The sequence below is a fragment of the Nocardia sp. NPDC088792 genome (assembly GCF_044750615.1).
Taxonomy (GTDB): Bacteria; Actinomycetota; Actinomycetes; order Mycobacteriales; family Mycobacteriaceae; genus Nocardia.
In genome coordinates, this window is sequence record NZ_JBIVKC010000003.1 from 18,284 (window position 1) to 37,523 (window position 19,240).

At 67.4% G+C, this 19,240-nt stretch carries 17 protein-coding genes and 1 pseudogene; 5 read left to right on the plus strand and 13 right to left on the minus strand.

What is annotated here, in order from left to right:
- Positions 1–39: 39 nt before the first annotated feature.
- Both ACIP5Y_RS17980 and ACIP5Y_RS17985 read left to right on the plus strand, forming a co-directional pair.
- Positions 40–1,611 carry an FAD-dependent monooxygenase gene (locus ACIP5Y_RS17980; protein ID WP_400351332.1) on the plus strand — a complete coding sequence of 524 codons (1,572 nt, stop codon included), beginning with the start codon at positions 40–42 and terminating at the stop codon, positions 1,609–1,611.
- Between the two features lie 63 nt (positions 1,612–1,674).
- Positions 1,675–2,022 (plus strand): hypothetical protein, encoded by a 348-nt coding sequence (locus ACIP5Y_RS17985; protein WP_400351333.1) that lies wholly within the window; start codon positions 1,675–1,677, stop codon positions 2,020–2,022.
- A gap of 567 nt (positions 2,023–2,589) precedes the next feature.
- Here ACIP5Y_RS17985 and ACIP5Y_RS17990 read toward each other — a convergent pair.
- The 9 genes from ACIP5Y_RS17990 to ACIP5Y_RS18030 all read right to left on the minus strand — a co-directional run bounded on the left by ACIP5Y_RS17990 (position 2,590) and on the right by ACIP5Y_RS18030 (position 14,227).
- Positions 2,590–3,774, minus strand: a complete 1,185-nt coding sequence (locus ACIP5Y_RS17990) for an acyl-CoA dehydrogenase family protein (RefSeq protein ID WP_400351334.1) — start codon at positions 3,772–3,774, stop codon at positions 2,590–2,592.
- Positions 3,771–4,607: an alpha/beta fold hydrolase gene (locus ACIP5Y_RS17995; RefSeq protein ID WP_400351335.1), complete on the minus strand. Its 837-nt coding sequence runs from the start codon at positions 4,605–4,607 to the stop codon at positions 3,771–3,773. The genes ACIP5Y_RS17990 and ACIP5Y_RS17995 overlap by 4 nt, the downstream gene beginning before the upstream one ends.
- Positions 4,608–4,680: 73 nt before the next feature.
- Positions 4,681–5,133 (minus strand): MaoC family dehydratase, encoded by a 453-nt coding sequence (locus ACIP5Y_RS18000; protein ID WP_400351336.1) that lies wholly within the window; start codon positions 5,131–5,133, stop codon positions 4,681–4,683.
- 10 nt (positions 5,134–5,143) lie between these two features.
- Positions 5,144–6,850, minus strand: a complete 1,707-nt coding sequence (locus ACIP5Y_RS18005; RefSeq protein ID WP_400351337.1) for a PHA/PHB synthase family protein — start codon at positions 6,848–6,850, stop codon at positions 5,144–5,146.
- A gap of 4 nt (positions 6,851–6,854) precedes the next feature.
- Positions 6,855–8,369, minus strand: coding sequence for a long-chain fatty acid--CoA ligase (locus ACIP5Y_RS18010; protein ID WP_400351338.1), 1,515 nt, complete (start codon positions 8,367–8,369; stop codon positions 6,855–6,857).
- A 276-nt stretch (positions 8,370–8,645) separates the two neighbouring features.
- The gene (locus tag ACIP5Y_RS18015) at positions 8,646–9,824 is read right to left on the minus strand and encodes a PucR family transcriptional regulator (RefSeq protein WP_400351339.1); all 1,179 of its coding nucleotides are present in this window, start codon (positions 9,822–9,824) and stop codon (positions 8,646–8,648) included.
- 140 nt (positions 9,825–9,964) lie between these two features.
- Positions 9,965–11,239: a PucR family transcriptional regulator gene (locus tag ACIP5Y_RS18020; RefSeq protein ID WP_400351340.1), complete on the minus strand. Its 1,275-nt coding sequence runs from the start codon at positions 11,237–11,239 to the stop codon at positions 9,965–9,967.
- Between the two features lie 41 nt (positions 11,240–11,280).
- A complete protein-coding gene (locus ACIP5Y_RS18025) occupies positions 11,281–11,535 on the minus strand; it encodes a hypothetical protein (protein ID WP_400351342.1) in 255 nt (84 codons plus the stop codon).
- 61 nt (positions 11,536–11,596) lie between these two features.
- Positions 11,597–14,227, minus strand: coding sequence for a LuxR C-terminal-related transcriptional regulator (locus ACIP5Y_RS18030; RefSeq protein WP_400351343.1), 2,631 nt, complete (start codon positions 14,225–14,227; stop codon positions 11,597–11,599).
- Between the two features lie 98 nt (positions 14,228–14,325).
- Here ACIP5Y_RS18030 and ACIP5Y_RS18035 point away from each other — a divergent pair, with 98 nt between their 5' ends.
- From ACIP5Y_RS18035 to ACIP5Y_RS18045, 3 genes are all read left to right on the plus strand, one after another.
- Positions 14,326–14,796 carry a nuclear transport factor 2 family protein gene (locus ACIP5Y_RS18035; RefSeq protein WP_400351345.1) on the plus strand — a complete coding sequence of 157 codons (471 nt, stop codon included), beginning with the start codon at positions 14,326–14,328 and terminating at the stop codon, positions 14,794–14,796.
- A gap of 133 nt (positions 14,797–14,929) precedes the next feature.
- On the plus strand, positions 14,930–15,367 hold the full coding sequence (locus ACIP5Y_RS18040; RefSeq protein WP_400351347.1) for a nuclear transport factor 2 family protein: 438 nt from the start codon (positions 14,930–14,932) through the stop codon (positions 15,365–15,367).
- A 24-nt stretch (positions 15,368–15,391) separates the two neighbouring features.
- Positions 15,392–16,273, plus strand: coding sequence for an NAD-dependent epimerase/dehydratase family protein (locus tag ACIP5Y_RS18045; protein WP_400351348.1), 882 nt, complete (start codon positions 15,392–15,394; stop codon positions 16,271–16,273).
- Here the strand turns inward: ACIP5Y_RS18045 and ACIP5Y_RS18050 are convergent.
- The 4 genes and pseudogenes from ACIP5Y_RS18050 to ACIP5Y_RS18065 form a co-directional block, all read right to left on the minus strand.
- Positions 16,274–17,428: pseudogene (locus tag ACIP5Y_RS18050) on the minus strand (MFS transporter); the annotation flags it as partial.
- Positions 17,314–18,243 (minus strand): helix-turn-helix domain-containing protein, encoded by a 930-nt coding sequence (locus tag ACIP5Y_RS18055; protein ID WP_400351349.1) that lies wholly within the window; start codon positions 18,241–18,243, stop codon positions 17,314–17,316. The pseudogene ACIP5Y_RS18050 and the gene ACIP5Y_RS18055, both read right to left, overlap by 115 nt.
- Positions 18,244–18,503: 260 nt before the next feature.
- Positions 18,504–18,689 (minus strand): hypothetical protein, encoded by a 186-nt coding sequence (locus tag ACIP5Y_RS18060; RefSeq protein WP_400353906.1) that lies wholly within the window; start codon positions 18,687–18,689, stop codon positions 18,504–18,506.
- The gene (locus ACIP5Y_RS18065; RefSeq protein WP_400351351.1) at positions 18,634–19,173 is read right to left on the minus strand and encodes an HIT family protein; all 540 of its coding nucleotides are present in this window, start codon (positions 19,171–19,173) and stop codon (positions 18,634–18,636) included. The genes ACIP5Y_RS18060 and ACIP5Y_RS18065 overlap by 56 nt, the downstream gene beginning before the upstream one ends.
- Positions 19,174–19,240 lie beyond the last annotated feature (67 nt).

A 19,240-nucleotide genomic window follows, 5' to 3' on the forward strand; every position in this document is an offset into this window, starting at 1 on the left:
TAAGATGCGGCTCTGCATCTAAAGCCCGTGGAGGAAGTCATGAACGCACACGACACGATTCAGACCGAGGTCCTCGTCATCGGCGCCGGCCCGGTGGGTCTCACCCTGGCGTGCGATCTCACCCGTCGCGGCATCGCCTGCCACGTCATCGAGCGGGAGGCCGCACCCAGTCGCGCCTCCAAAGCCAAAGGGATTCAATCGCGTTCGCTGGAGGTGCTCGACGATCTCGGCGCCGTCGACTACGTCCTACGGCACGGTGTCGCGGATCTGCCTGTGCGATACTACGATTCATCCGGCAGCTTCGTCGATCGGCCGCCGATCACGATTCCCGCCGATCCCGGCCTCCGCACGCCCTACCCCGACATGCTCTGGATCGGGCAGTTCGATGTCGAGCATGCGCTGCGCGAACGCCTGTACGAACTGGGCGGATCGATCGAGTACGGCGCGGAAGCTGTTGACCTGGTGCAGGATTCGGACCTCGTCACGGTGACCGTGCGGACCGCTGACGGCCGGCGCGCGGTCGAGGCGCGTTACGCGGTGGGCACCGACGGCGGCAAGAGCACGACCCGCAGACTGATCGATCGCCCGCTGGAAGGGGAGACCCGCGAGTGGGAGCGCTGGTACCTCGGCGACGTCACCGTCGCCGAACTGCCGCACGATCGCATGCACATCTGGACCTCCAGCGCCGGAATGCTCGCCCTCACACCGCTTCCCAACAGCGATATCTGGCAGTTCCAGACCCCCATCCCGGCCGACACCGAACCGGCCGCACCCTCCCTCGAGCTCTACCAGCAGCTGCTCGACGACCGCAACGCCGGAATCACCCTGACCAGCGCGACCTGGCTGTCGATCTATCGCGTGAATGTCCGCATGGTGTCCGACTATCGCCGCGGCCGGGTACTGCTCGCGGGCGACGCCGCGCACGTGCACTCACCCGCCGGCGGGCAGGGCATGAATACGGGGATCCAGGACGCCTACAACCTCGGCTGGAAGCTGAGTGCGGTCGTCAAAGGCGCATCCCCCGATCTGCTGGACACCTACTCCACCGAACGGATGCCCGTCGCCCGCACCGTGCTCGAACTCAGCACCAAGCGGCTCGACCGCGTCGTCGACGGAGCCACCGGCGATATCGCCACGGTGTCCTCCGCACTCGACGAGCTCGCCGACGCCGAACTGACGACCGGCCTCGGCATCCGCTACGGCGACCGATTCGCACCGCGCACCGAGGGCCACCCGATCACCGGCGACCGCGCGCCGAACGTCACCGGCCTGCGCGGCCCCGATTTCACCGGCGACCTGTTCGACCTCACCCGCGGCCCGCAATGGACCCTGCTCGCCTTCGACACCGACGGTGACACAACAGCTCTCACCGACGGCGCCGAATCGGCCGACCTGCACGCGTACCGGATCACCACCGTGCCCGGTGACGGAATCCTCGACGGCAACAGCGAATTCCAGCGCTTCTACACCCCCGAGCCGGGTGAGCTGATCCTCATCCGCCCGGACGGCTACCTCGCCGCCCGTGTGGCAGGCACGGATTCGAGCCTGGGAAACAAGGTGAGCGCACTGCTGCGGTTGATCCCCGCATCATCGGCGATCAACGCCGGATAGGTATCCAGGCCCGCGGCGAAGTAGCGCCCGGACGGCGATTCCACCCGCGAACGGGTACGAGCCATGGCCGCGCAGATCGCGAAGTCACTCCTGGACTCACCCGACTTCCTGCGCCTGGGCCTCATGCTGGCCCTGGAACGCCGCCCCGAGGAGCCCAGCGCGCGCACCATGTTCCTGCAGGTGCGCGCCCAGGCAATCACCCGAATGTCCGAAGCCATCCGCGAATTCGCGCCCGAACTCGACGACCAGGGCGTGCACCTACTGGTGACCTACGGCATGGCCGTCGCGGACGGACTGTTCATAGCCAAAGAGATCGGCGGCGACTCCGTCGACCTGCTACGCCTGTTCGATCTGCATGCGCTGCTCGTCCTGGACGCGGCCGACCACCTGATCGCCGGCGACCTCGCCTGATCCAGACGAGCGACGGAATCGCCACCGCCGTTGCCATTCGGGTTTGGACAACACGAAGCCGAGCGGCCCGACGAGGGTGAAGTCGTCGGTGGTGATCGTGTCGAGTGTGTCTGTGTCGCAACGATTCCGGTATGGACGCAGCGGGCTCGGCCGCTCGCACCGCGCCTGATCACCGCTACACCGTGGGACGAACGCATGAGCCCCCGGCCCTTGTGGGGCCGGGGGCTCGCTGTCGCAACGGTTTCAGCCGGCGGCTGGGATATTCAGGTTCGGAACCCGGCGTAGTAGTAGCTCGATCTGACGGCTTACGGCGGCTAGCTCGGTGTCGATCGACCGCTGCCCGGGGTCTCCCGCCCCGTGCTGCTGGCGCCGCCGCATGAGCGTTTGCGCGTATTGCTGTAGTTCGTTCAAGAATTGCTTCGCCTGGGCGCGTCCAGGGTCTTCGTACATGAACTCTCGCATCGACAGGGGCACGCCACTGTGGCGGTATGCCCGGATTGGGAGAGTATGTCACGGATTGTCAATCCTGCTGTCCCCCTCCGTTCACACTCTCCTCGCTTTGGCTGGTCAGACGAAGGCGCTCAGGCCGGTGATGGCTCGGCCGACGATCAGAGTGTTCATCTCGCGGGTGCCTTCGTAGGAGTAGATGGCTTCGGCGTCGGCGACGAAGCGGCCGACATTGTGTTCCAGCAGGATTCCGTTGCCGCCCATGAGTTCGCGGGCCCAGCCGACGGTTTCGCGCATGCGGACCGTGCACCAGGCCTTGGCCAGGGAGGAGTGGCGGTCTTCGGCGCGGCCCTGGTCCTGGAGTTGGGAGAGGCGGGCGCACAGGGCCCAGGAGGAGGTGATGTTGCCGAGCATGCGGACCAGGAGGTCTTGGACCAGTTGGAAGCCGGCGATGGGGCGGCCGAATTGTTCGCGTTGCAGGGCGTATCGGAGGGCGTTCTCGTAGGCGCCGCGGGCGCAGCCGACTGCCATCCAGGCCACACCCGCGCGGGTCATGCGCAGGACGGCGGCAGTGTCGCGGAAGGAGTTGGCCTGCTGGAGGCGGTCGGCTTCGGGGACGCGGACATCGGTGAGGGTGATGGTGGCGTTCTGCACCACGCGCAGGGCGATCTTGTCCTCGAGTTTCTCGGTGCTGAAACCGGGAGTGTCATTGGCTACGACGAAACCTTTGACCTGGCCGTCGGCCTCGTCCTTGGCCCAGATGATGGTGAGATCGCCGAAGGTGGCGTTGCCTATCCACTTCTTGCTGCCGTTGAGGATCCAGGTTTCGCCCTCGCGGCGGGCGGTGGTGCGCAGGCCGCCGGAGGCGCCTGACCCGACCTCGGGTTCGGTCAACCCGAACGCGCCGATCTTCTCCAAACGCGCCATTACCGGCAGGAAGCGCTCGCGCTGGGCGTCGTCGCCGCACAGGTAGATCGAGCCCATGGACAATCCGCCGTGCACCCCGGCGAAGGTGGCGATGGATGGGTCGGTGCGCGCCAATTCCATGGCGACCATACCGTCGAGCAGGAAAGACCTTCCAGGGCAGCCGAATCCGCGATACGGTAGCCCCGCGATGCCGAGTTGCCGGAAGCCGGGCACGATCTCGAACGGGAAGCTGCCGCGCTGCCAGTGCTTGTTGATGATCGGCTCCACCTCGGATTTCATGAATTCCCGCACCCGGTGCAGGATCTTGAGTTCGCCGTCGTCGAGCAGATCCTCGAGGGCGTAGAAGTCGGCGCTGTCGATGGCGGCGGAAATGCTCATGACCGTTCGTTTCTCTCGTTGCGGAAGGCTTCGATCACCGGCGCCAGCTCCCGGGCATTGGTGATCAGATCGACGTGGCCGCCCGCATGCAGGTGCACGGTCGCATGCGGCAGCAACCGGCCCATGATGCGGGCATTGGCGACCGGAATGATCGGGTCGTCGGTGCCGGCCAGGATCAGCGTGCGCTGGCGGATGAGCGGCAGCGCGAACAGGCTCGTCCACACCGATCCGGCCAGCAGTTGATGTAGATAGCCGATGCGCGAACCGGCCATCAGCTGCCGGTCGAACAGCTGCTCGACTATGGCGGGGTCGTGGCGGACGGTGCCGCCGTAGAGTTCACCGGCGATGCCCGCGGCATAGCGGTGGTCCAGGAATCGGCGCGGGGTCAGCATTTTCAGCAATGCCCGCGGATGCCCGGGCACCATGAGGACCCCGGTGCCGGTGGAGACCAGGATCAGTCGCCGGCACCGCAGCGGATATTGGAAGGCGAACTGCTGGGCCAGCGCACCACCCCAGGACAGGCCGAGCATATCGACCTGCCCGCGGATGCCCAGCTTGCGCAGCACCGCCCGCAATACCGCCGCCAGATACGGAAACCCGTACGGCAGCGGCGAATTGGGTGAGCCGCCACTGCCGGGCACGTCGAACCGCACCACCGTGGTCTCCGGATCGAGTGCGGCGAGCAGCGGATCGAACACCTCCAATGCGGCGCCGATCCCATTGCACAACACCAGCGGAATACCGGTACCCCAGCGCACCACGACCCGGATCTGTTGTCCCAGTACGGGTATCAGCCGCTGCTCGACAGCGTCGGCGGGCAACGGGGCGCTCACGGCTGCACCTCGCTGGCGCTCGGTTCCGCCGTGCGCGCCGCGCGCTGTGTCCATGGCTCGCTCGCAGGCTCGCTCACGGGTAAAGCACCACGACGTCGGCGACACAGGCCGGACGCGTGCCGCCGTCGATCTCGTAGGTGAGCCCGAACACCGCCTCCACACCGGAGGTCTTCTGCTGCGCCGCATTCAACGTCACCACGGCCCGGATCTTCGACCCCACCGGCACCGGCGCGGGAAAGCGCACCTTGTTCAAGCCGTAATTCAGCGCCGCGGTGAGCTCACGGATCTCGAGCACGTCGGAGATGATGACCGGCGCGAGCGAGAGCGTGAGATACCCGTGCGCGATGGTCCCGCGGAACGGCCCGTTGGCGGCGCGCCGCGGATCGGTGTGAATCCACTGATGATCGCCGGTGGCCTCGGCGAACCGGTCCACCTGCTGCTGGGTGATCTCGATCCAGTCGGTGGTGCCGAGCTGCTGCCCGGTGAGCCCGATGAGGTCGGCCGGGCTGTCGAGTTGCGTTGTCATGACTGACCTTTCAGTGAGCGAGCACGTATGTTCCGGGCGCGGGCTGCAACGGCGGCAGCTCGGCAGTCCCGAGCGTGGCGGGCGCGTCCACCAGCGGTCCGCTGCGATCGGCCAGCCAACCGGCGAAATCGCTCCACCACGAACCCTTTTGCTGCGGCGCGGCTTCCACCCACGCGCCCGGATCGGCATTGTCGGCGGGCCCGATGCGATAGGCGGCCTTGGGATTTCCCGGCGGGTTCACCAGCGCGGCGATATGCCCGCTGGTGGAGAGTACGAACCGCAGATCCTTACTGCCCAGCAGCCGGGCGCTGCGATAGCACGCCTGCCACGGCGAGATGTGGTCGGTGAGCCCGGCGACCACATAACTGTCCACGGTCAGCCGGGACAGATCGACGGGAGTGCCGAGCATGCTCACCGAATTCGGCACGGTCAGCGAATTGTGCACGCCCAGCATGACCATGTCCCGGTGCAGCGCCGCCGCCATGCGGGTGGTGTCGGCATTCCAGAACAGCACGTCGAACGCCGCCGGCGCGCGGCCCTGCAGATAGTTGTTGACCCAGTACCGCCACACCAGATCGGTGGGCCGCAGCCACGCGAACACCTCGGCGAGCGCACGACCGTCCAGATAGCCCTTGCGCGCGGACAAGGCGATCGCCATCTTGGCGGTCTCCTCGTCGATGGCGGCCGCGGCGAATCCGGCATGGCTCTGATCCAGCACGGTCACCATCAGCGTGAGCCCGGCCAGCCGGTGATCCTGCCCGATCTCGGTGAGATGCGCGGCGGTCATGGCCGCGAGAATCCCGCCGGAACACGATGCCTGCAGATGGGTGTGCTCGCTGCCCGTGATACGTTCGACGGCGCTCAGCGCGTCGAGAATGGCCTGCCCGTAGGTGTCGAAACCCCAATCCCGCTGTGCGGCCGTGGGATTGCGCCAGGAGATCGCGAATACCTGCTGGCCTTGCTGCAGGAAGTATTCGATCATGCTGCGGCCGGGCGCGATATCCATGACGTAGTACTTGTTGATCACGGGCGGCACCATGAGCAGCGGCACCGCATGCACCTGCGCGGTCTGCGGCCGGTACTGGATGAGTTCGAACACCTCGGTGCGCAGCACCACCGATCCCGGTGTGGCGGCGACATTCTCGCCGAGGGTGAACGCATCCGTCTCCACCATGGCGGGAATCCGTGGCGCCGTGGCCATATCGGTCACGAAATGCCGCAGCCCGCGGACCGCGCTGCGCCCGCCGGTGTCGATGAGCGCCTTCCAGCCCAGCGGGTTGAGCAGCGGATTATTGCTCGGCGACAGGCCTTCCAGGAGATTGTCGACGACGAAGCGCATCCATTCGTCGTCCCGCCAATCCAGCTGGGCGTCGGTGAGCAGCGTCTCGACGGTATCGCCGGCGGCCAGATACGTCTGCATGCTGCGTTTCAGCAGCGGGTTGCCCTGCCAGGCGGGATCGGCGAAACGCTTGTCCGCCTTGGCCGGAGCGCGGTCCGAGCGGCCGCGCGCGATATCCACCAGTTCCGATCCGAGGGCCGACACGCGCTCGCCGACCAGCCGCGGGCGGCGGGCCAGCTCCACGGCCAGCCGGTTCCACGAGGTATTGGGCAGCATGCGGCGCCCGATGCCGATGGCCGAACTGGTCAGCAGCAGATCCAGCGGGGCGGCCAGTTCGTCGGCGTGTTCGGTGTCGTCGTGGCCGGTATTGGTCACCATGTGCTCACTTCTCCTGGAACTCGGGGAAATCGGGTACCTCGACCGCGCGGCGCATGATCTTGCCGGTCGGTCCCATGGGCAGGGCGTCCACGAACCAGACGCGGCGCGGGTATTTGTAGGCGGCGATGCGTTCCTTCACGTACTGCCGCAACTCGTTCGGCTCCGCCTGCGCGCCCGGCTCGAGGACCACGGCCGCGCCGATCTCCTCGCCGAGTGCGGCGTGCGGAATACCGACCACGGCGGCCCCCGCCACGGCGGGATGCTGGTACAGCACCTCTTCCACTTCGCGCGGATACACGTTGTAACCGCCGCGAATGATCAGTTCCTTCTTGCGGTCGACGATGTAGTAGTAGCCGTCCTCATCGCGGCGGGCGATATCGCCGGTGGCGAACCAGCCGTCGCTGATCGCGGCCGCGGTGGCCTCGGGCAGATTCCAATAGCCCTTCATCACATTCGGGCCCTGCACCTGGACTTCGCCGGACTCGCCGGGCGGGGTCTCCTGCCCGTTCTCGCCCACCAGGCGCATGCGCACGCCCTCGATCGGGGTGCCGATGGATCCCGGTTTGCGTTGAGTGCCGGGGTGATTGAACGAGACCACCGGAGAGGTCTCGGACAGGCCGTAGCCCTCCAGGATCTCGGCCTCGAACGCCTTCTCGAAATCGTGCAGCACCTGCACCGGCAGGGCCGAACCACCCGAGACACAGGTGCGCAGGGTGGCGGTGGCCTCCGGCGGGAAGCGATCGGCCACGGCGAGCAGCGCCGAATACATGGTCGGCACACCCTCGAACACGGTGACCTTGTCGCGGCGGATGATCTCGACCGCGGTGGCCGCATCGAAACGGGGAGGCAGAACCAGCGTCGCGCCCTTGCCGAGCGTGGCGTTCATACCGCAGGTCATGCCGAAGACATGGAACATGGGCAGGCAGCCGAGCACCACATCCTCGGGCGTCAGATGCAGCAGGGTGCGCGCGGTGATCTCCTGATTACTGCTCAGGCTGCCGTGCGTGAGTTCGGCGCCCTTGGGCCGTCCGGTGGTGCCGGAGGTGTGCAGGATGACCGCGGTATCGGTGTCCGCGCGCTCGACCGGCGGGCCGAACGGCGTCGAATCCGCGGTGAGTGCCGCCAATTCGGCATCGTCGACGATCCAGCAGTGCGTCCCGGCCGCTTCCGCCGCCGTGGTGGCCGCCTCGGCGAAGGCCGGAGTGCCGAACAGCGCGTGCGCGCCGCTGTTGGCCAGATAGAACTCCACCTCCCGGGCATGCATGAGCGGGTTCATGGGCACCACGATCGCGCCCATCCGCAGAATCCCGTAGTAGAGCACCGGAACCGCGGCGGTATTCGGCAGCATCAATCCGACCCGATCGCCGGGCCCGATGCCCGCCTCGGTCAGGAAGGTCGCCGATCGCGCTGCGGCAGCGTCCAATTCGGCATAGGTGAGGGTGCTCCGGTCGACCAGCGTGGCCACATGATCGGGCCACCGCTGCGCTCCGGCAGTGAGGTTGAGGGCGAGATTCGGCACGGGAGAGCCCCTTTCGACTGCATTTCGCCGGTCTCCCCATGGTTCGGCCGCGCAAGATCGAAGTCGATGTAGCGGTGGACAATCCCGGCGCCCCGACGGTGTACGCGCGCACACCGCGAATCCGACCATCGCCGCCCTGGCCCGCGGATTCGGCTGCCGCGCAGTCGATGTCAAGAGGGTGGAGGATTTCGAACGCGAGTTCGAGGCGGCCCGGTCCGCCGGGACCGCCACCGTCATCGTGGTTCCCACCCAACCCCAGCAAGCCATGCTCTGATCTCACAACAGGCGGCGGTGGACCTCGAAGGCGAAGCAGAGCTCGGCCAGATCACGGGGCCGGGACAGGGATCTGCCGGTGCGTTCCTCGATGCGATGCAGGCGGTAGCGGACGGTATTGGGGTGGCAGAACAGGAGTTCGCCGGTGGCGCGTAAGGAGCCGTCGGTCTCCACCCAGACGCGGAAGGTCTCGAACAGGACCTGTTGTTCCTCCTCGGCGAGCTCGGCGAAGGAATCGAAGAGGGGGGCAACGAGTTTGGTGGTCACCTCGGGGGCGCTCGCGGCGGCGGTGCCGAGGATCGAGCTGTCGAATACCGTGACCAGGGCGTCGGGTTCGGCGCGGCCGCGCAGGGCGATGCGGGCATAGCGCAAGGCCTGCGCGGTATCGCGCAGATCGTCGAATCGGGAGCTGACTCCGACGCGGGTGGTCGCGGTGCGCGAGAGCAGACCGAGCACATTGGTCAATTGGGTCTCGGTGCGGAAGCTCACGATGCCGATGCTCAATTCGGGCAACTGCCACCAGGCCGAGAAGACATCGAGGCTGCGGAGTTTGGGCTCGATCTCCGGGAGCGCCTCGGTCCCGAGCGCGGGGGCTTGTGCGGCGATCACCACGAACGGGCCGGCGGTGGGCAACCGCAGGTAATCGGCCGCCTCCCAGACACTCCACTGATCGAACAACCGCCCGTGCAGCAGGGCGTCGATGAGGGCGGCGCGGGCGGCGGTCTCGGACTGCAGCCGCCGGGTCTGCTCGTCGCGGTAACCGGCCGCCATGGTGTCGGTGTAGAGACCCTGGGCGGCAAGGACTTTCGCGGTGAGCTCCTGCTGCGCCTCCGCCGATGCGGACGAGGCCGCACCCAGCACGGCCTCCCAGAGCCGATGGAAACCGACCCGGTACGCCTCCATCACGGCGGCCAGCGGCACATCCTCGCGGGCCCGCTCGATGCCGACCGCGGTAGCGGGGGCGGTGTCGAAATCTTCGCTCGCGGTCAGGGCGGCGAGGATCGCCCGCAGGTGCTGCGCGACGGCGGTCTCCACGACAGGCAACGGCACCGGCGCCGAAGTGCCGTAGAGCACAACCTCTTTGGTGATCGCCCGCGTCAGCTCCTCGGCCAGCTGATCGGCGCGGCCCGCCAGTGCCCGCACCACAGTGGCGATCTCGCGTCGTGTTCCGCCGTTGTTCATGGCCGGAAAGGTAGGCCCGAAGCGGTCACCGGCCATTGTCTCGCGGGAACGAAGAACGGGCCGGTCATTGTTCGCGGGACCGTGACCGTCGTCTCCGACGGCGTCGGGGCGGCGGGGTTCGCCGCCGGACCGGTGCATGGTCAGGGCCCGTCCGGCAGCACCGCGCGGCCGTACCAATGGCAGACGAGGAGTGCGAGTTCGACATCCAGGCGGTCCTCGGTGATCGGCCGGCCACGGCGCGCGATGGCCCGGCCGACGCGATATTTCACCGAGTTGAAGTGCAGATCCAGTTCACCGGCGGCCGCTTTGAAGCTCGATCCGGTGCGCAGGAACACGCGTAGCGTCTCGCGCAGGCGCTCGTCGTTCTCGGTGTCGGAGGCCAGATTTCCGAGCACCTCGCGCACCCAGTCGCGGGTCTCCGCGAGATCTCCGCCCAGCAGCGCCGCGGTGGACAGGCCCGCATCCGAGGCGGCGACGATCGGCTCGGGCAGGCCGCGCACCAGCGCGACGCCCTGGGCGCGCTCGGCATGCCGATGCGAGGTCCGGAAACCGTCGATACCGGGCCCGGCCGGGCCGATCGCGATACCGGGTGATCCGGACCTCGCCGCCGCGAAAGCCCGGATGCGCCGCGCCGGATCGGCCGGATCCGTGCGGTACGGCAGCCAGGCCCAGCAGCAGGCCGGTTCGGTGGCGACGAACAGTGCGGGCGCCTCGGTGCCGAGCGCCTGGGCGAGTTCGCGGACGAACTGCTGCAAGCGCGGGATCTCGTCGTCCTCGGCCGCCGGGTACCACAGCACCAGCGCCACATGATGCCAGCGCAGCGGATACCGGATCGCGGTGGAGGCCGCATCGGCGTCGACCGGCTTACGGGTGGTCAGCAGTTCGCGGATGCGTAACGTGCGCAGGCTGTTCCGGTTCTCCACCCAGCGTTCGCGCTCATCGTCGTAGATGACGACGATCTGCTCGGTGATGCGGTCGATGTAGTCGAACAGGATCGCGCTGATCCGTTCGATGGCGGTGACCCGGTCCTGCGCCGGGATGGCCATCTCGTGCAGTTCGGCGAACACCATCTCGGTCATGCGGCGCTGCCCCAGACGATAGGCGCGCACCAGCGCATTGGACGGAACCCCTTGCTGGGCAAGGCGTCTGGCGTACTCGACGGCGGCGCTCGGGGCCTGGATGCCGTCGACGGGGATATCGTGGCGCAGTGCGTGCAGCAGGGTGTCGACATTGGCCTCGACGCTCGCGCCGAGCAGATCCGCGGTGCGGGGATCACCGCGCAGATCGGCGATATCCTCCTCGAGCGCCAGGCGAATGGCCGCACTCACCTCCGTCACCCGCGCATTCAATCGGGTGGCGATCGCTGCCACGTAGCGGCCTACCGTGACGTCGTCGTCATGCCGCGCAATCGTCACGCTTCCACGGTAGTTCCGTGCACGGGTGAGTGACGGGGGATTCACGGCGACGGCTCGGGACTCGGGCCGGGTATCGGCCCGAGCCCGGGGCACAGCTTGCGCATCTCCAGCAGATCCAGGCCGAGGGTCTCGATTTCGGCGAGCACACCGTAGAGCGCCGAGCGGTCGGGGAGCAGACCGGTGAGGACGCTGTCGGGGCCTTCGTGTGCGCAGTGCATGGCGGGGAAGGCGGCCAATGCCGTGGGCCCGAGGTGGCCGTTGACCCGGATCAGGATGTGGAGGGGGTCGTCGGCCATGGCGTAATTGTCCGTGGGCGGCAGGTGAACCGGCATCACCGGAATCCGGTGACCGCGATCGTCAGCCGCGACCGGCGGATAACAGGCGCAGTTCGCGGCCGCGCTGCACGGCCGTGGAACGGTCGGTGACACCGAGTTTGGCGTAGATATTGCGGATGTGGGTGTTGACCGTGTTCACCGAGACCGAGAGCTCCCCGGCGATCTCGGGGCGGGTCAGGTTCGTCGGGAGGTAGCGCAGCAGGCGCAGTTCGGTGGGGCTGAGTTCCTCGGCCGGCGCTGCGGTCGTGGCGGGCGCGGCGCTACCGCCGGCGGCGTCGAGGATGTCGGCGATCAGCGCGGCGTGTGAAGTGCTGTGCGCGGGAACGGCTTTCACGAGATCGCGGGCGCCGGTCAGAACGAAGGGCAGGATGAGACGTTCGGGTTCGGCCAGCTCCAGCGCGTATTCGACCGCGGCCCGCGCGGCGCGCTCATCGCCGAGGGCGCGGCAGGCGAGCGCGTCGAGCAGGTGCGCCTCGACCCGGATGAAGTCGTGAGTGACGGGCGCGGTGCCGGCCAGCACGTCCCGCAGCTCGCGGCGCGCGCCGGCCGGATCGTTCTCGGCGAGGCTGACCACCGCCACCGCATTGCGGATTTCGGCCGTCTTCGAGCGTCTTTCGGTGAGCAGGCCGAGCGCGGCACGCGCTTTACCGGGCAGCCCGAGGCGGGCCTGCGTGGCGATCGTGCACGCTGTAACCCGTGCACCCAGTGCATGTTCGCCGAGCATGCCGGCCTCGACCTGTTCGGCGGCTTCGAATTCGGCCAGGGCCCGGTGCTGCCGTCCGCGGGCCGCCTGGAACATGCCGGCAATCAGGTGCAGCAGTAACCGAATTCCCGGCTCGCCCTCGGCCCGGGTGGCGTGCAGGGCGCGCTCGAGCCAGCGCTCGCCTTCATCGAATTCGCCGGTCCAGATCGATATGCCCGCCAAGGTCGCCAGCGCGGGCGCGATCACCGGCTGTTCCGCCCAGCCGTGCCGTGCGGCCGAATCGACGGCCGCCCTGCCTCGTTCCCGCGCCGCCGCGAACGAGGGGACGGTCGACGCGAACGCGAGCTGAGCACGGCAGGCGACCTCCAGATAGGGGCGGCCGATTTCGCGTGCCAGCTCGGCGCCCTCCAGCAGATGCCGTGCGCTGTCGGCCATCCGCAGCGACCACGCCTCCGTCACACCGAGATTCAGCAAGGCGACAGCGCGCAGATCACTGGCGAGCGCGATATCCGCGTTGGAACGTTCGGTGCTCACCGGCGGCAGCGCACCCACCTGTTCGAAGACCCCGTCGAAGTGGCCGTGCAACCGGGCCAGCAGCAATTCGAGGGAGGTCAGGGCCAGTTGCAGGCGATGCCGCCGCTCCGGCGGCGAGGTCGCGGCATAGGTCCGCGCGATCCGCAGATGCGCGGCCGCCTCGGCCAGCCGCATCTGGTCCAGATCGGCGACCGTGTACACCAGCGCGAGTTCGGGGGAGTCCTCGCACGGCCCGGACGGGAAGGCGCGCAACAACGCCCGCAGGGTGCCGGACTCGCCGTCGAGGGTCAGGCTCAGCGCGTGGTCGGTGAGCAGCTGGGCGGCCGCATCCCACTCGCCCGCGCCCTGCCGATGCCGGATCGCATCGGCGACCTGCCCGTGGGCGGCTGACCAGTCGGCGGCACGCGCATGGAGTGCCGGAATCTCGCCGGGCAGGGTCCGGCGCAGTTCCAGCCGCAGCAGCCCACGGAACAAGTGGTGGTAGCGGAACCAGGTACGGCCCGGATCGAGCGAGACCACGAAGGCATTCGCGTCCTCGAGCTCCAGCAGCATCCGTTCCGAGCCCGAGGATTCGGTGAGCAGATCCGCCAGCTCGCCATTGACCCGGTCCAGCAGCGCGGTGCGCAGCAGCAGGCGCTGCACCTCGGGAGGCTGCCGCTCGAGCATCTCGGCGATGAGGTATTCCGCGACCGTGCGGTCGGTGCCGGAGAACTCGGCCACGAAATGCTCCGGATCGGGGTGCTCGGCCAGCGAGAGCGCCGCCAGCCGCAACCCGGCCGCCCAGCCCTCGGTGCGCTGATACAGCAGTGCGGCGGCGTGCTCGGGCAGTGCGATACCCGAGGCCGTGAGGAAGTCGCGCGTCTCGGGTTCGGTGAAACGCAGTTGCGCCGCGCGGATCTCGGTGAGCTCCCCGGTCAGACGCAGCTGATGCAGGCGCAGGGGCGGGTCGCGGCGGGTGGCCAGGACCGCGTGCACGTCGTCGGGCAGGTCCGTGAGCAGGGCGGTGAGCTGCTCGAAGGCGTCCGGTGCGCCGATCTCGTGCAGGTCGTCGATGACGAGTGTCACCGGCCCGCCGAGGGCGGCGAGCTCGGCCCGTACCCGGTCCACCATGGCGGGACCATCGAAATCGGGTGTGGCGGACAGTGTCCCGGCGCCCAGGCCCGCGGTGGCGCGGACCGCGCCGAGTACCGCGAGCCAGAAGGGCTGCGCATCGTGCCGACCCGGACGTACCGTGACGAACACGATCCGGCGTGAGCGTCCCGGCCCCGCTATCCAGGCCTGTAACAACGAGGTTTTACCGCTGCCGGCCGGCGCCGAAATGATGGTGATCCGCTGCCGCGAGGCTCGGTCCAGCGCGGATACCAGTTCGCGGCGCTCGATCAGCCCGCTCCGGCCCGGTCCGGATATCCCGGTCATGTACGCCCCTCCTGACCCGATCGTTCAGTTCTGCCGCATTGCGGGTTACTTTTGACTATCCGTCAAACAGTGCTCGATCAGGCACGAAAGGGACACCGATGAGCTCCCGTTCGACGATCTCGCCCGCCGAAGCCGCCGATCACCTCGCGATTCGTGAGTTGATCAATGCCTACGCCCATTGCGCCGACCGCAGGGATGCCAAGGGGCAACTCGCGCTCTTCACCCCCGACACGCACTTCGTGGTGTACATGGACGCCACCTCCTCGGTGCCGACGCAGGATCTGCACGGCCGCGACGCCCTCGTGCCGGTCTTCGACAACCTGAACACCTACGCCACCACCACGCACTTCAACGGTCAGAGCACCATCGCGCTGGACGGTGAGGGGCGAGGCACCGGGGAGAGCTACTGCCTCGCCCATCACCTGTCCTTCGACGACGCGGGGCAGCGCACGCTGATGATCGCGTCGATCCGCTACATCGACGAGTTCGTCAAGCTCGATGGCGAATGGTTCTTCGCCGAGCGCCGCCTCATGGTCGATTGGACCGAAACTCGTTCCAGCACACCGTAAAAAGGGAGGACCTCGGCGTCCGGAGGCGCCGCCACGGGAGTTCACCGGAATCAGGTGACGACCGCTCACCTGCTCGCCTGCGACTCTCGAAGTCGCTGCGAGCCGGCAGCCTCCGCCTGAAAGAAGATCGACAATGAACAACGAGCAGATCGTCCGGAACGCGTACCGGATTGCCGAGGACAAGGACATCGAGGGCTGGATCGCCGCCTTCACCGAGGACGGCACCTTCACCGACAAGTCCATCAACGTCACCTACCTCGGCAAGGATCGCGGCTGGCCCGTGGAGAACTACGCGGCAGCCTTCCCCGACATGCATCGCGAGCTGTATCAGGTATACGTCACCGGCGACATCGTGGTCGTGCAATTGGCGCTGCAGGGCACCCACAAGGGCCCACTCGACATGGGTGACGGCACGCTCGCACCGACCGGGAACCGGATGGACGCGCCCTGCTGCGATGTCTTCGAACTGGCGGACGGCAAGATCAAGCGCTTCGACTGCTACCCGTCGGGCACCGTGATCCTCACGCAGCTCGGCGTGCTCGGCAATCTGCAAGGCGCCCTGGAACATTGATCGTCCAGCGGAAAGGCTGAACTCATGGAAATCCTGCTCACCGGTGCGACCGGGTATGTCGGCTCGCACATCCTGACCGCGTTGACCACGGCGGGGCACACCGTCACCGCACTGGTCCGCAGCGAGGAGTCCGCGGCGAAGGTCAAGTCCGACAAGGTGAATCCGATCATCGGCGCGGTCACCGACGAGGCCTTCGTCGTCGAGGCCTTGCGCCGGGCGGACGGCGCGATCCACGCCGCGACCCCGGGCGCCGGATCGGCCGCCGACTTCGACACCGCCATGGTGCGTGCGGTCGACCAGGCCTACCGCGACACCGGAAAGCCGTACGTGCACACCGCCGGACTGTGGGAATACGGTTCGAGCCCCGACATTGTCGAGGATCAGCCCTTCGACTCGCCCCCGCTGGTCGCCTGGCGGCCTGCGGTGTGCGTACAGGCGCTTGCCATTCCGGGCGCCCGGGTCACGGTGATCAACTCTGCTGCCGTGTACGGCGATGGCGGCGGGCTCGCCAATCTGCTCGTCGGGGCGCCACGCGACAGTGCGGGCCGACTCACCACCATCGGTTCCGGAGAACAGCATTGGACCGGCATCCACGCCGTGGATCTGGCCGATGTCTTCCGGCGCGTGATCGAAAGCCCCACGGCCAGCGGCCGTTTCATCGCCGCGAGCGGCAACAATCCGACCGTGTGGGAAGCAACCGAGGCCGCCGCCCATGCGGCCGGAGCGCCGGGCGTCGTCAGCGAGACCGACGAGGCCGCCCGAGCCCGGCTCGGCGCACTGGCCGACGCCCTGCTGCTGGACCAGCAGGCGACCGCCTCCAAGGCCCGCTCGGTCCTCGGGTGGGCGCCGCACGGACCCAGTCTGCTGGAGGAACTCGAATACGGCAGCTACGCCAAACAAGGGTGATCACCTCGTAGGCTCACCGGCCCGCTGCAGTTCGTCGATGCGTGGAGGTGTGTGGACGGCCGCGGCCACCGCGGCGGCGACCAGACACGATGCGGCGCCGACCATCAGCGCCGTACGCGGGCCGTGCGCGTCGCACAACCAGCCGGACAGAATGCTGCCGATCGGGGTGGTGCCGAGATAGACGAACACCCACAGCGCCATGATCCGGCCCCGATACTGCGGATCGGCATGCAGCTGCAGGGTAGTGGACGCCATGGTCACGAAACAGAACGCCGCAATACCGGTGACGGTGAGCGCCACGCACGCGGTGACGAGATTCGGCGACAGCGCGGTCGCCGTCATCGTCACCGCGAAGGCCAGTGCCGCCGCGACCAGATACACGCGACGCGGATGCGGAACGAGACCGACTGCGAGCGAACCGATCACGGACCCGATGGACAGGAACGTCGACAGCAGGCTGTACGTGCCGCCGGTGCCATGGAAGGTCCGGGAAGCGAACACCGGAAGCACCACCGCGAAATTGAAGGCAAGCAGCCCGACCAACGCCATCATGGTCAACGGCAGCCACAGCTGCTGACGGCTGCGCGCATACCGCAGGCCCTCGCGCAGACCCCCGCCGGCACTGCGCTGCGGGGTCGCGGCGAGCGGGCGGATAACCAGCAGAACAGCGATGACCGCAAGGTAGGAAACAGCATTCACCGCGAAGCACGGCGTGGTGCCGACGGTGGTGATCAACACCCCGGCCATCGCGGGCCCGACCACCCGGGCACTGTTCGCGATCACCCCATTGACACTGGCAGCGCTCCCGAGATCCTCCGATTTCACCAATTGCGGCACGAAGGCCTGCCGCGCAGGAGAATCCACGATCCCCACCACCCCGGCCGCCACCGTGATCGCAATGACGACCGGCACACTCGCATGCCCCGACACAGCCGCCAGAAACAACACCCCCGCAAGCACTCCGGACGCAACCTGCGTCCCGATCAACAACTTCCGCAACTCGAACCGATCAGCTATCACCCCACCCCACGGCCCAGCAATCAGCGGCGGCAACCCACCCGCCGCCAGCACCAGCCCCAACGACGCTGGCGACCCGGTCGTCTGCAGTACCAGCCAGCCGATCGCAGTCTGCTGCACAAAACTGCCACTGGCCGAAGCGATCTGCCCCACGAAATACCAGCGAAACGGCTTCGACCGCAAAGCCCGAAACCCACTCCGCCGGAGTTTCTCGGCCGGATGGGCCGTCGGGGCGGCCTCAGGCACCACCGCAAGTGCGTCACGCTGCATACGTTCGAGTCCGTTCCATATACCGGCCGGTAGTTCACACCGGAGCCCAACCCCGGGGTAAGCACTATAGGCCCGCCCTCCGCAGCGCCCGTGAAATTGCCGCTGATCAGTCGCTGCCAAGCGCGGGTCTCGAGGCACCAGGCCGAGATGACGGGGTGCGCGGCCTCCTCTGAAATGCTGTCGGCGACCGTGATTCGGACCCGAGCGGCCTCGAGCTCACCGAGGTCGACGTGACACGTCCCAGCGAGTAGCGACAACCAGCCCACGGCAACGACGAGGCGGCGGTGCTGGGTGAGCGTCGTTTTGCCGTCCAGCATGAGTTTCGCGTAGGTGAGGTGCCGTTGCACCTCGGCGAGCAGCTCATCGGGCCGCTGCGTGGTGTACGCCGACGCGAGATCGTCGACAGCCGCCTCCAGCCGGTCGAGACTGTCGCCGCCGATGTCCGAGGCACTTACTCGGTTCGCCCATTCCAGCGCCGCCAGTTCGCCATCGGTACGACCCGAAACCATGACCGCGGCTCCGAGTTCCCGTTCATAGGCGGCGACGATCTCCGGTAGCGCCGGACGCTTCCCTTCCTCGATCATGCTGAGATACGCAGGCGTCGAGTTGACGCGCTCTGCCATCTCGCGCAGACCGATTCCGGCGGCTTTGCGCGCAGCGCGCAGCATCTCGCCAAGCTCCATACATCCCTCGCCAGGATTTGTGAACACTTTGTCAACCCCGTAGCCGGGTGCATCGGCCGGAGGACGCCGGACATGGATTTCTTACTCGCTATAGGATCTGCCGTTCTCGCAAAGGCTCTCATGCTGCTTCCGCTGCTCGATGTCGACCAACCCGAACTCGATGTCACCGAACCGGCCGCGGTGGAACGGCATTCGTTCAGCCAGTCCTGACTCACCGAGGAAGGCGGTGATTATGGCCGATGTGTCGGCGATGAAGAAGCTCACTCGCCGTATGCCTCGTCCAGCAGGTCCTCGCTGTTCGTGGCGAACCCGGGATCGCCGGAATCGAACGACGGCCACGGGCGGGTGCGACGCACCTTGTGCGTCCGCAGCAGTACAAGGTCAATAGACCTACGGTGGTCGGCGGTCATGTCCTCGCTTCGAACCCCCTGGCCTCCAATCTGCATGGTGCCAGTCTGCGCGCCGTGATCTGATTTCGAAGTAGTGGCGGAGCAAATCGGTGTAGATCCACCGTTTCTCGGCTGCCACCACACCCGGTAAGGGACGAGATCCGTACAGGTCGTCTCCGTGGTGCCGCGGGAAGACGTGGACGTGGTAGTGCCACACCTCCTGATTGCCGGCAGGTTCGTTGTGCTGGCGTGTGGACACCCCGGCGCAGCCGTAAGTTGCACGCATCGCAACGGCGACGTCGCGGACAACGTCATGTACGGCGTGTCCGTACTCCGGCGGTAGGCCGTACAGATTCTCGTGGTGTGCGTTCGGCACGACGAGTACGTTTCCGGGGTTGTTCGGCCACCACCGTGATGCGGTGAACGCGGTGGCCAACTCGGTACGCAGCACTATGTCACGCGGACTGGCGAGCGGGGTCTCGCCGCCGGCGAGAAGAAGGCAGAACGGGCAGTCGTAGTCGTGCGGTTCATGGTTGTACACGGCTACCGGAATACTCCGGTGCAACGGAAATGCGTTGCACCGGAGAGGCTCTCACGGAAAGTCGCGT